This is a genomic window from Campylobacter corcagiensis (genome assembly GCF_013201645.1).
In the GTDB taxonomy this organism is placed as follows: Bacteria; Campylobacterota; Campylobacteria; order Campylobacterales; family Campylobacteraceae; genus Campylobacter_B; species Campylobacter_B corcagiensis.
The window spans coordinates 1,613,900-1,627,022 of the sequence record NZ_CP053842.1; the positions used below are offsets into that span (position 1 = coordinate 1,613,900).

At 31.8% G+C, this 13,123-nt stretch carries 13 protein-coding genes; 9 read left to right on the forward strand and 4 right to left on the reverse strand.

Annotated features, from left to right (window positions below):
• Positions 1 to 22: 22 nt before the first annotated feature.
• From CCORG_RS08410 to dsbI, 9 genes are all read left to right on the forward strand, one after another.
• Positions 23 to 2,116 (forward strand): ribonucleoside triphosphate reductase, encoded by a 2,094-nt coding sequence (locus CCORG_RS08410; protein WP_025802106.1) that lies wholly within the window; start codon positions 23 to 25, stop codon positions 2,114 to 2,116.
• A gap of 20 nt (positions 2,117 to 2,136) precedes the next feature.
• Entirely contained in the window at positions 2,137 to 2,313 is a 177-nt protein-coding gene (nrdD, locus tag CCORG_RS09070) for an anaerobic ribonucleoside-triphosphate reductase (RefSeq protein ID WP_025802108.1), read from the forward strand.
• Entirely contained in the window at positions 2,310 to 2,972 is a 663-nt protein-coding gene (locus CCORG_RS08420; protein WP_025802110.1) for an anaerobic ribonucleoside-triphosphate reductase activating protein, read from the forward strand. Before nrdD ends, CCORG_RS08420 begins: the two co-directional genes overlap by 4 nt.
• 73 nt (positions 2,973 to 3,045) lie before the next feature.
• Positions 3,046 to 4,071 carry a ribonucleotide-diphosphate reductase subunit beta gene (locus CCORG_RS08425; RefSeq protein ID WP_025802112.1) on the forward strand — a complete coding sequence of 342 codons (1,026 nt, stop codon included), beginning with the start codon at positions 3,046 to 3,048 and terminating at the stop codon, positions 4,069 to 4,071.
• Between the two features lie 164 nt (positions 4,072 to 4,235).
• Positions 4,236 to 4,871 (forward strand): protein-L-isoaspartate(D-aspartate) O-methyltransferase, encoded by a 636-nt coding sequence (locus CCORG_RS08430; RefSeq protein WP_025802114.1) that lies wholly within the window; start codon positions 4,236 to 4,238, stop codon positions 4,869 to 4,871.
• Entirely contained in the window at positions 4,868 to 6,565 is a 1,698-nt protein-coding gene (locus tag CCORG_RS08435) for an AAA family ATPase (protein WP_025802116.1), read from the forward strand. Before CCORG_RS08430 ends, CCORG_RS08435 begins: the two co-directional genes overlap by 4 nt.
• Entirely contained in the window at positions 6,558 to 6,890 is a 333-nt protein-coding gene (locus CCORG_RS08440) for a cupin domain-containing protein (RefSeq protein WP_025802118.1), read from the forward strand. Before CCORG_RS08435 ends, CCORG_RS08440 begins: the two co-directional genes overlap by 8 nt.
• 139 nt (positions 6,891 to 7,029) lie before the next feature.
• Entirely contained in the window at positions 7,030 to 7,719 is a 690-nt protein-coding gene (locus CCORG_RS08445; protein ID WP_025802120.1) for a thioredoxin domain-containing protein, read from the forward strand.
• 9 nt (positions 7,720 to 7,728) lie between these two features.
• The gene (gene dsbI / locus CCORG_RS08450) at positions 7,729 to 8,394 is read left to right on the forward strand and encodes a protein-disulfide oxidoreductase DsbI (RefSeq protein WP_025802122.1); all 666 of its coding nucleotides are present in this window, start codon (positions 7,729 to 7,731) and stop codon (positions 8,392 to 8,394) included.
• A 122-nt stretch (positions 8,395 to 8,516) separates the two neighbouring features.
• Here the strand turns inward: dsbI and CCORG_RS08455 are convergent, their stop codons facing one another.
• The 4 genes from CCORG_RS08455 to ilvD are packed head-to-tail and all read right to left on the reverse strand — an operon-like array spanning position 8,517 to position 13,096.
• Complete coding sequence (locus CCORG_RS08455; RefSeq protein ID WP_025802124.1) at positions 8,517 to 9,239, reverse strand: hypothetical protein; 723 nt, start codon at positions 9,237 to 9,239, stop codon at positions 8,517 to 8,519.
• Complete coding sequence (locus tag CCORG_RS08460; protein ID WP_025802126.1) at positions 9,236 to 10,261, reverse strand: AAA family ATPase; 1,026 nt, start codon at positions 10,259 to 10,261, stop codon at positions 9,236 to 9,238. The genes CCORG_RS08455 and CCORG_RS08460 overlap by 4 nt, the downstream gene beginning before the upstream one ends.
• A complete protein-coding gene (locus tag CCORG_RS08465; RefSeq protein ID WP_025802129.1) occupies positions 10,254 to 11,384 on the reverse strand; it encodes a DUF262 domain-containing protein in 1,131 nt (376 codons plus the stop codon). Before CCORG_RS08465 ends, CCORG_RS08460 begins: the two co-directional genes overlap by 8 nt.
• Before the next feature lie 35 nt (positions 11,385 to 11,419).
• Positions 11,420 to 13,096, reverse strand: coding sequence for a dihydroxy-acid dehydratase (gene ilvD / locus CCORG_RS08470; RefSeq protein ID WP_025802131.1), 1,677 nt, complete (start codon positions 13,094 to 13,096; stop codon positions 11,420 to 11,422).
• Between the last annotated feature and the right edge of the window lie 27 nt (positions 13,097 to 13,123).

Below are 13,123 nucleotides of genomic sequence, written 5' to 3' on the forward strand. Positions count from 1 at the left end.
AAACCTTAAAAAGCGAGCACTGATGGATAAGCAAATTTTAAAACGCGACGGAATAAAAGAAGAATTTCACGCCTACAAGATAGAAGATGCCATTAAAGAGGCGTTTAAAAGCGTATCACAGCCATATGATAAAGATGTATTTTACGGCGTAATCGATGAGATAGCATTTAAAGAGATAGTAGCTGTTGAAGATATACAAAATATCATAGAAAAGGTGCTTTTCAAAAAAGGGTATTTTGAAGTAATGAAAAGCTTTATGCTTTATCGCCACACTCATAAAATGCAAAGAGAGCAAATTTTAGGGCTAAATGACGACACGACTTATATAAACTCGACCCAAACTATAAATGAGTATATAAACGGCACAGACTGGAGAATTTCAGCAAACTCAAACACAAGCTACTCAAACGCAGGACTTATAAACAACACCGCTGGAAAAGTCATCGCAAACTACTGGCTAGACGCTGTTTATAGTAAAGAAGAGGGTCTTGCACATAGAAATGGTGATTATCACATTCACGACTTAGACTGCTTGACAGGATACTGTGCTGGGTGGAGTTTAAGGGCTTTGTTAAATGAGGGATTTAACGGCGTTCGTGGTAGAGTTGAAAGCCGTCCGCCAAAGCACTTTCGTGAAGCACTTTATCAAATGGCAAATTTTTTAGGAATTTTACAAAGCGAGTGGGCTGGAGCTCAGGCGTTTTCTAGCTTTGATACATATTTAGCACCTTATGTTTTTAGAGATAAATTAAGCTATTCTGAGATGAAAAAGGCAATTACAAATTTCATCTTTAACCTAAATGTTCCTGCAAGATGGGGTCAAAGTCCTTTTACAAATATAACTATTGATTTAACGCCCCCACAGGATTTAAAAGATCAAATTCCAACTCATGATGATAGACATCTTTTTAGAGATTTAGAGGGTGATGAGGAACTTTTAGAGTTAGCTAAAAGCCGTGGTAAAAAGCGTTTAATTGATATGACATATGGCGATTTTCAGCCTGAAATGGACGCGATAAATAAAGCATTTTACGAAGTTATGACAAAAGGTGACCGCCTAGGTCAGCCATTTACTTTTCCGATCCCAACTGTAAATATTACAAATGATTTTAACTGGGATAGCGAAGTAGCGGATGCTTTGTTTGAAAATACAGCAAAAATTGGCTCAAGCTATTTTCAAAATTTCATCGGAAGCCAGTATATAAAAGATGAAAATGGAAATTTAGTAGAAAACCCAAAAGCTTATAAACCAGGTCATGTAAGGAGTATGTGTTGTAGGCTTCAGCTTGATTTAAGAGAGCTTTTAAAGCGTGGTGGTGGGCTTTTTGGAAGTGCTGAGATGACTGGAAGTATCGGCGTTGTGACTATAAATTTAGCCAGACTTGGATACTTGCATAAAAATGATAAAAACGCTCTTTATAAAAAGCTTGATTATCTTTGTGAGTTAGCAAAAAGCACACTTGAAAAAAAGCGAGTTTTTGTGCAAGAGATGTATGATCGTGGGCTTTATCCTTACACTGCAAGGTATCTGCCAGGATTTAAAAACCACTTCTCAACAATTGGCATAAATGGTGCAAATGAGATGATAAGAAACTTTACAGATGATAAAGAAAATATCACGACTAAATTTGGAAGAGAGTTCGCCCTTGAAATGATAGAGTATTTAAGAGAAAAGATTAAATCTTTCCAGCAAACTACTGGAAATTTATACAACCTTGAAGCAACGCCAGCAGAAGGCACAACATATCGCTTTGCAAAAGAGGATATTAAAAGATTTCCTGATATTATTCAAGCTGGAACGAAAGAAAATAACTACTATACAAACTCAACCCAACTTCCTGCAAATTTTGGCGATGATCCATTTGAGGCTTTGGACTTACAAGACGAACTTCAAAGCAACTACACAGGCGGAACGGTTTTTCATCTATATATGAAAGAAAGAATTAGCTCAAAAGAAGCGTGTAAAAATTTAGTTAAAAATATTGTCACAAACTATAAGCTTCCTTATATCACGATTACACCTGTTTTTAGCGTGTGTAAAATTCACGGATATATCGCAGGTGAGCATGAGTTTTGCCCACTTTGTGACTCAGAAATTTTAAAAAAAGCAAATTAATTTCAAAACAAGGAGAGAAAATGAGTAAAGAACAAATTTTAGAATTAAACAAAGACAAAAGAACAAAATGCGTTGTTTATACCAGAGTTATGGGATATCACAGACCAGTTGAGAGCTTTAATATCGGTAAAATTGGCGAACATAAAGAAAGAGTTCAGTTTTGTGAAAATCCTAAAAAAGGTGCAAAAACTGCGTGATTTACTCCATAACGCCTTTTACAACGCTTGATTACCCAGACAAATTAGCGTGTATACTCTGGTTTGGTGGGTGTAATATGCGTTGCATTTACTGCTATAATAAAGACATCGCACTATCAAAAGGAGAAATTTCCAAAAACGAAGCTTTGGAATTTTTAAAATCAAGAGTTAAAAAGCTTGATGGCGTGGTTTTTAGCGGTGGAGAGTGTACTTTAGATGAAGATTTCTTACCGCTTTTAAAAGAAGCTAAAGCACTAGGATTTTATACCAAAGTTGACACAAATGGCTCAAATTTAGAAATTTTAAAAAAGGCTATAAATTTTACTGATTACATAGCTCTTGATTTTAAAGCTTTAAAAAGCGAATACAAACTCATAACAAACTCAAATTTATATGACAAATTTATACAAACACTAAAATATCTCATCTCTATAGATTTTCCTTTTGAAGTAAGAACGACAGTTCATGCTGACTTTTTAAGTGAGTATGATATATCTTTGATGTCTAAAATGCTTGAAAATGTTGGCTATAAAGGAATTTATTATATTCAAAATTTTTTAGAAACTGGAAATGATTTTGGTTCATTAAACAAAGCAGTAGCAGATTTTAACCCCAAAAATATAAAATCAAACATAAAAATTAAACTAAGAAATTTTTGACCCCTTAATATATCCTAAGCTAAATTTGATACAATACTAAGAAATTTAAACTAAGGAAATTTCATTGGCACAAATAGTAGATAGAAAAAGAATTTATAATCCAGAGTCAAACGAAACTCTAAACAACAGAAGGGTTTTTGGCGGAAATCCACATGGAATTCTAAACTTTACAAAGGCCAAATATCAGTGGGCTTTAAAGCTTTGGGACATAATGGAAGCAAATACTTGGTTTCCAAAAGAAGTTGACACAACTGATGATGTAAGAGATTATAACTTCAACCTAACTCCAGCTGAAAAGCGTATGTATGATTTGGTTTGGAGTCAGCTTATATCAATGGATAGTTTTCAAACAAACAACCTAGCTGATAATATCAACCCTTATATCACAGCTCCTGAGATTAATGCAATTTTGGCTAGACAAGCTTACGAAGAGGCAAATCACTCAAAAAGCTATGCTGTGATGGTTGAGGCTATTTGTGAAAATACAGATATGATTTATGAGATGGAAAAACATGACCCCATACTAAAAAAGAAAAACGACTATATATCAAGCTTGTATGAAGAGCTTGCTGGAAATGTAACTGAAAGCAAACTTCTCCTAGCGATGGTAGCAAATCAAATTCTTGAAGGTGTTTACTTTTATAGTGGATTTACAGCCATCTATGCTTTAGCTAGAGCCGGAAAGATGCTAGGTTCAGCTCAAATGGTAAGATTTATCCAAAGAGATGAGATAACACACCTTCTTCTTTTTCAAAATATGATAAATTCAGTTAGAAAAGAAAGACCTGATCTTTTCACTCCTGAAGTTGTTGCTAAGATTTATGAGATGTTTGAAAAAGCTGGAGAACTTGAAATCGAGTGGGGAAAATACATCACCCAAAACCAAATCATGGGCTTTACTGATGATATCATCACAGAGTACATCCACTATCTTATAGATCAACGTCTAAATGCCATCGGACTAAATAGAATCTACAACGCCAAACATCCGATAAAATGGGTAGATGACTTTGCTAAATTTAACGACCAAAAGTCAAATTTCTTTGAAAGCAAGGTTACAAACTACAGCAAAGGAAGCCTTAGCTTTGATGATTTTTAATCAAAAATATTTAAAAAAAGAGAGTTGAAATTTACTAAATTTAGCTTAAAATTATGCTCTCTTTTATATAATTATTATAAATTTTACTAAATTAAGTTTATAAAATATAGCTTTTTAGCCCTAAATTTGATACAATTAAATATATAAATTTTTAAAGGTTTGGTTTGGTTGATTTGTGGGAAATTCATTGTCAAAGACTAGCTGATGATATAGCTGATATTATTGATATCACTCCAGCACTTTATGATGCTTTTTGCAAGGTAAATAGAAGTGAGTTTTGCCCGATACAAAAGCATGCCTACTCACTAGATCCCCAACCAATAGCTGGTATGCAGTGGATTAGCTCACCACTAACTGTAGCAAAGATGACCATAGCACTAGAACTTGATGGTGTTGATAAGATCTTAGAAATAGGTTGTGGAAGTGGCTATCAAGCAGCTATATTAAGCAAAATAGTAAGAAGAGTTTTTACTATCGAAAGAATTGAAAGCTTAGCAAAAGAAGCAAAAGAGCACTTTACAAATTTAGAAATTTCAAACATACATCTAAAATTTGATGATGGCAACTCAGGATGGAAAAATTACGCCCCTTATGAGAGAATTTTACTCTCAGCTGCTACTACGCAAATAGATGAAAGGCTTTTTTCTCAGCTTGAAACAGGTGGAATTTTAGTAGCCCCAATTGAGAAAAATGGAGTTCAAAATATAGTTAGATTTCGTAAAATTTCAGACAGCGAAATATCTCAAGAGATTCTTGAAGAGTGCCAGTTTGTACCACTTTTAAAAGGAAAAGAGCAATGAAAGAACAACTACAACTTTATAAGCTAAACAATAGTGAAGCTGATATTAAAAAAAATATCCACGCTTTAGAGACAGTCTTAGCAAATCTTAAAAATGCTGTAATAGCCTTTAACAGCGATGATATAAGCTATCTTCAAGGCTCATATATAGAATTTTGTAACGATATTTTAGATATAAGTATGCATTTTAAAAATACAAAATATTTCTTTTTGTCTAAAAATTTCAAAACTAACATTCAAACCTACTATGAAAATTCATTTTTAAAAGATGATATCTTAGAACTTGAAAATACTTTTAAACTAGCCACCAAAGAAAGCGACCCACAACAAAGCCTTGATGATACTAAAAGAGATATGGTTTGGCTATTTTCACTTATCGAAAACATAACTAGAAAATATGATAAAAGCAGTGATAATCACGAGTTTAAAATCAAAATCATAAAATTTTATAACGCCTTGCATGATCTATTTTTAAATTTTAGCGATATTTTATTAGCTAAATACTATGGCATCATGCTTTGTAATCATCCAGCTATACTTTTAGCTCTAATTAAATCATCACTAAAAGCCGCTTCTCTTGATTCAGTCCTTAAAAGCTTTAGCAGTGATTCTCTAATAAAAGAGTGTGATGATGATAAATGCACCCCTTTAAGTGATGAGTTGTTAGCAGAGCTTATTACAATATTTGCCATACCTAATCCAAATTTTAGTTGTCTTATATACTCAAAAACAAATGCTAAAACTCTAAATTCTACACTTAGTGATTTTGAGAAGAAAAGTAGCGAATTTATAGATAAAAATGAGATTTTTGACGGACTTAGTAAGCCCAGAAAAATCATAGCTTGCGAGCTATTTTTAAGATATTCAAACAAAACAGATGTTGGAAATATCTCTAAAAATATCCTTTTAATTGGACCTATGGGAAGTGGCAAACTCTCTATCGCAAAGAGCATGGTAGCTGGAAATAGCTGTAGAGTTATTAATATAAATAGCTCTTATACTTATGAGAATTTAATAGATGGTTTTATAAATGGTAAATTTATAGATGGCGAGCTAAAATTAGCTTGTAAAGAGGCTTTAGCAGATAGATCAAACAACCACTACATCATAATTAACAACATAAACTACGCTGATATGAACTCAATGTTTGGAGAAATTTTAGAGCTTTTAGATAACCGATATGATGGAACCAACGACTCAGTTTTAATAAGAAGCAAAAACTCTTATATCATCGATACTTTAGATGATCCAAAAGCAAATAGTGTGGTATTTAAAGATAATAAATCATACTTTGCTATACCAGATAACCTTTATATAATCGCAACTTATGATCTAATGCTTAGCCTAAAAAGTAGCGATACGGCATTAATGGCAAAATTTAGCATCATACCAGTAGAGTGCAATTATAGCGCTATGCAGTCAGCTCTTGAAGGCATTAAAAACGCTGAAAGCTATATAAAAGTTTGCCAAAATCTAAATAAAACCTTAAGTAAAATCTCACCAAATGCAAAGATCGGACATATGGTCTTTTTAAAGATCAAAGAGCAGATTAAAGGTGGGCAAATTTCAGCTAGTGATGCGGTTGAGTTTTTTAATAAAGAGCTTAAATTCTTACTTGTTAGCCTGTTTGCAGATTTTCCAAGAGATGAGGTTGGTGAAATTTTATCACAATGTGCTGAGTGCTTTAATGTGTGATATTGAAATTTATAAAGCACAATCGATTGCTAGGAAGCTAAACGGTCTTCAAACATCACTAAATTCCTACAAACTTGAGGCGAATTTGGGAATAAATTTAAAAACTAGTCTAAAAGAAGAAGCTTTTTTAATCTTAAAAGGAAAAGGAATTTTAAACCTTCATGGTCAAGAAAAAAATCTAGAAGCTGGAGATATGTTTAAAATTCCACCAAATAAAAACTTTAAAATTTTAGCCCTAAGCGATATAAAATTTATCCGCTCAACCAAAACAGAGCCAACTAAGCTTAAAACGCCTGAATTTGATAAAATAGAATTTCAAGATTAATAAATTTCAAAATTTTAAAAATTTAATTTAATTACGGCAAAGTAAGCCTTTTATTTTAAGTTTAAATTTAGCTCTATGTTAGAAGTTTGTTAGAGTCTTTTTGTATAATCTTGCTACAATTTAATATAAAGGAGAGAACATGAGTTCGATTTTAAACAAATTCACAAAAGGCGTTGCTGCACTAGCACTACTTGCAGGCGTTAGCGCATTTGCTGCTACAGAAGGAACAGACTATGTTAAATTAGAAAGAGTTATACCAAATGCTGAAGGAACAGTTATTAAAGTATATAGCTATGACTGCCCGTTTTGCTACAAATTTGACAAAGCTGTTACAAAACCTGCAATGGATAAAGTTCCAGAGATGAAATTTGTACCATTTCACCTAACTACAAAAGGCAAATTTGGCAAATACGCAAGTGAGATTTTAGCTGTTATGATGGTAAAAGATGAAGAAGCTGGCATCTCTTATCTAGATGATGCTTCAAATTTCAAAAAAGCTAAATTTAACCTTTATAAAGCATATCATGACAAAAAAGAGAGATGGGGTGATGATGCTACAAATGAGGCAAATGTTGATGCGTTTTATAAAACAGCACTTGAAGGCTTAAATATGACAAGAGCTGATGTTGATGCTGCTGCAAAAGATGAAAAAGTTCAAGCTCACCTAAACGCATGGGGTCTAGACAATAGCGGTGATGCATATATGGTTGCTAAAGTTCAAGGCGTTCCAGCATTTGTAGTAAATGGCAAATATTTAATCCTTACAAAATCAATCAAAGGAATTGACAGTTTTGCACAAACAATCAAAGAGCTTAACGAGCTTAAATAAGGTAAATTTATGAGTTTATGGAGTGATTTTAAATCTAGCCCTATTGCCACCATATCAAGGTGGCAAGATCAGAGATTTTTATGGGCATTAATGGCTGTAGCTATGGCTGGTATGGTACTACTAGCTCATAGTTTTTTTCAAAACTATCTATATATGAAGCCTTGCGAACAGTGCGTTTATATAAGATATTCAATGCTTGTAATGGCACTTGGCGGGATTATTGCTTGCATAAATCCTAAAAATGTTATTTTAAAGATAATAGCTTATGTTTTAGCAATTTATGGAGCAATTATTGGAATTGGATATAGCGTAAAACTTCATGGCATTCATAAAGCCGTTCATAGTGATGATCCATTTGCTATGATGGGAATGCAAGGTTGCTCAACAGATCCTAGCTATCCTTTTGGTCTACCACTTCACAAATGGGCACCTGATTGGTTTTTGCCAACAGGAGATTGTGGTTATGATAGTCCAGTAGTTCCAAGTGGTGTAGAACTTGATGCTATACAGACATTTTTTACAAACCTTTACGCTGATGGTTGGTATTTGATTCCGAGTATTAAATTTGCAGATATGGCGGTATGTACGCTTTTAGCTTATGTTGTAGCTTTGGTTTTACTTCTTATAATGCTTATAAGCTGGATAATAACAACTATAAAAAGAAAACGAGCTTAAATTTAAGGGGCCATGCCCCTTCTTAAAATACTAAAATTTACACATCTAATAGATTTAAAATATACTAGTTATAATTACTTTTTTAAGCTTTGGATCTATTGATATAAAGTAAGCGAAATTTTTTATTGGTCTTTTTTTAAATCTCTAATTATATATGTAAAATCTTTATCTATATCATATAAATAACACAAACCACTAGTTAAGATAATTTCTATACTTCCATCAACTATAATATATCTATCATGACGATAGCCCTCAAAGCGCGGATCATCACTCTTAATTGTCCAATCTTTACATAATCCTTTTATTATTGATATATTTTTTTGCTCTAATTTATAACAATACAACTTCTTTCTTGTCTTTTCTATGTTTTCATTAATAAATTCTTTAAATTTATCAAAATTATCATTTATATATTTATCATAAAACATAATCTCATTAGCATTTTTCAAAAGAGCGTTTAAATGATCTTTTGCTTTATTTCTATTTTCTTCAGCTTTAAAAGTTGCTGTAAAATTGTTTTCAATTTTATCGCCATTGATATTAATATAGGGAAAATCATTTTTATCTTTTGATAGTATAACTTTTAATCTAGTTTGCTTAGCCAAATCTTCAATTGTTGAATCTATAGCATAGCCTTGACGAACAAAAGATGAAATATGTTCATCTTTTAAATCAAATTCACTTATCTCTTTTCTTATAAGCTCAATTTGATTTTTTGTAAGTACAATACCATCTTTATAAAATTTCAATATTTTAAGTAAAATATATTTGTTATGCTTTTTATTATATTTAAATTTAAGGTATTCTAACAATAAATCATCTTCTAAAACCAAATAAATCACATTAACTCCATCAAATCCTTCAAATTTGCATCAAAAAACCCTGTTGGAAATTTTTTAATTTCTCCTATGCTGTCAACAAATCTTCCATCTTCATTTATATTAATCTCTTCAAATTTAGATTTGTCATCTTTTCTATAATAAATTACAGTTTTTTCTTTATTAATTTTATTTATAAGAACCTCATGCCTTAATTTATCTATAATATGTTCTGAATGAGTTTCTATAATGACTTGTACGCCATTACTAGCTAAAAATACGAAAAACTTCATTAAATTTGCAATAGCTTTTGGATGAAGGTGAATTTCTGGATTTTCAATTACAAATATATCTCCTTTTTTTAATGACAATCCTATTATTAAAATTCTAATAGCATAGCTAACACCAGATCCAACATTGTAAGTTGATATTGGGTTGCTAAAATCATCTATCTTATATTTGACACTTAAATTCTCATTACTAATTTTTTGAGTAATAAGTTCTAAATTTAAATCAAGTGTTTTATTTATCCAAAAAAGAAGCTGATCTCTAAGAGTAGTACCATACGCTTCTGCTATTACAATATCTATCTTATCATTTTTATTGTTATCAAAATAACCAAATGCATATTCTCCATTTATTCCAAATTTGGATTTACCATATCTGGATATATCTTCTTGACCTATACGATTAGAACTTATATAAAATAGATTTTCTTCAAATATTAAATCAGGAGAATTGACACTAAATTCCCAACTCTTATTTATAGAACATTTCAACTCAAATTCTATATTTTTATATGTAGTTTTAATAATACTTAAATCATCCTTCATATAGAAATTTCTTATATCCTCAAAATTATCAATTTTAAGAATAATTTCTTCAAGAGAAGAATTTTGTTTTGCATAATAAGACATAAGCAAAATACTTTGTACAAGTGTTGATTTTCCAGAAGAGTTAGTTCCTGTTAATATCGTCATAGGTTTTATTTTTAACTCTTCATCTGAAATACTTTTAAAATTTGAAATTTTAATTAAATCAATCATTGCAACCCTTTAAAAAATTATCTATTGTATTAAATCTGAATTTAATATTGTCTTTACTATCAATTCCATAAGTAAATCTTTCTGGTTTATCAAATTCATATTTTTTTAGCTTTTTTAATTTTTCAATATCTATTTTTATATTTTTCTCCATAGCTATAAAAAACATATAAGTTATCACTTCAAAAAGACCCATATTAATAGGTCTTTTTCTATCACTTCCGTCTTTACTTTCAAATCTAAAAACACAATCTCCATAATTTTTGGATATATATGTCATAACCTTATCAAATTGATTTATAAACTCTTTATAAAAATCATAATTTTGTTTATTTATACATTTCATAGCATTAGCTAAAAATTCATCAATATCACTACCGTATTCTATATCACACAACTGGTTTTTCTTTAAAAAATAAAAAGAGATAAACCTTAATATTAAATATCTATCTTTCATTGTTATTGGATTAAGACTATTGTCAGTTGCTATTTTAAAACTTTCAAGCTCACTTAGTTCTTTTATGAGTTTTGTTGAAGTTCCTTGATATAAAGCATTTCTCATCTCTTGGTTATTTAATTTTGTACCGCCTCTATTTAACCTATCAAATATATTAAATTTTACTTTTTCTGGAGTTGGCGGAAGTATAGTGTAAATTTCTAACTGATAATCTTCTATTTTGTTTTGAAGTATCGGTTCTAACTCTGAAAATTTTTTTCCATTCACATCTGGTATAATCTTTAACTTTTTTAATTGAAATTTATCATCTAAAAACTCAGCTATACAAGTAAGTCTTTGTCTTCCATCAACAACTTGATTTTTTCCATCTTTATCTTGAAAAAAATAAATAACTGGAAGAGGTATTCCCATAAGAATACTTTCTATAAGTTCTGATTTTTGATTATCGCCCCATCTTTTATCATCTCTTTGAAAATCTGGATTAAGAACAATATTACCTTTTATTTTATCATCATATTTACGCTTAAATTCAAAAATACTCATTCTGCCTTTGTCTATCCTAATACCTTTTAGTGGGTATATATCATTATAGTTATCCAAAGTAGGTTCTAATACTTCTTCACCTTCAAAGTCTTCTTTAAGATTGTAATATTTATATTCTGTTTTCATGATTTAAATTCTTTTTTATTATACTTTTTGTATTTTTAAGCTTCTAAAATCGCCCCACTGCTTGCATTTGTAACTAACTTTTGATACTGTCTAAGCCACCTACTTTTTACCTCTTTTCCTTCATATTTCCACTCTTTTTTTCGTTTTTCTATCTCTTCATCACTAAGACGCACATTTATAGAGTAGTTATCAACATCAATGTCTATTATGTCGCCATCTTTTAAAAGCCCTATCATTCCACCCTCTGCTGCTTCTGGACTTACATGACCGATGCTTAAACCCCTTGTTGCACCACTAAATCTACCATCTGTTATCAAAGCCACATCAGCCCCTAATCCACGCCCCATTATAAGGCTTGTTGGACTAAGCATCTCTTGCATTCCAGGGCCACCTTTTGGACCTTCATATCTTAAAACCACAACATCGCCTTTTTTAACTTTTCCAGCTGTGATTCCAGCAATTGCTTCATCTTGTGAGTTAAAGCATACCGCTTTTCCGCTAAATTTTCTCTCCCCTACAATCCCAGCAGCTTTTATCACGCAACCTTGCTCTGCCAAATTTCCAAAAAGTATCGCAAGTCCGCCAACCTTTGAAAATGGCTCATCAACGCTTTTTATAACTTTGTAGTCTTTTACAGGGTGATTTTTAACCCTCTTGCTCATCATCTCACCACTTACGGTTAGATTATCAAGTTCTAAAAGTCCATTATCTCTTTTTGAAATTTCATTTATTATAGCAGTTATTCCACCAGCTTTGCCGATATCTTGCATATGCACACTTGGAAGACTTGGTGCAACTTTTGCGATGTGGGCTATTTTTTTGCTGATTTCATTTAGCTCTTTTATATCTAACGCGCACCCAGCTTCGCGGCTAATTGCAAGCATATGTAAGATTGTATTAGAACTTCCTCCCATTGCCATATCGCAAACCATCGCATTTCTAATAGCTTTTTTATTTAAGATATTTTTGATTTTAAATTTTTCATCAAGTGCGATCTCGCAAATTCTCCTAGCAGCTTTTCTAGCAAGTTCTTCACGCTCCGGGGTTAGTGCTAAAATAGTTCCGTTTCCAACTAAAGCTATCCCCATCGCTTCACAAAGTGAGTTCATAGAATTTGCAGTAAACATCCCACTACAACTTCCTCCACTTGGACATGCCTCACATTCGAGCATTTTTAATTTTTTCTCATCAATTTTACCAACCTCATATGCTCCAACACCTTCAAAAACGCTATTTAAATCAAGTGCGTCACCGCTGTCTTTATCAACTCCAGCTTTCATCGGACCACCACTTATAAAAATCGTTGGAACATTTACCCTTAAAGCACCCATTATCATTCCAGGCACGATTTTATCGCAGTTTGGAATACAAACTAACGCATCAAGACTGTGAGCATTCATCACAGTTTCTACTGAATTTGCGATGATTTCACGACTTGGCAAACTATAAAGCATACCTTCATGCCCCATCGCGATGCCATCATCAACGCCTATTGTGTTAAACTCAAACGGCACACAGCCATTTTTTCTAATCTCATCTTTTATAATTTCGCTAAATTTATTTAGATAAAAATGCCCTGGAATTATCTCTATAAAGCTATTTGCAACGCCTATAAATGGCTTAGTAAAATCCTCATCTTTTAGCCCAGTTGCTCGTAAAAGTGAGCGGTGCGGAGCTCTTGTATAGCCTTTTTTAATTATATCGCTTCTCATAAACTCTCCCAAATTTTAAAATTTTAT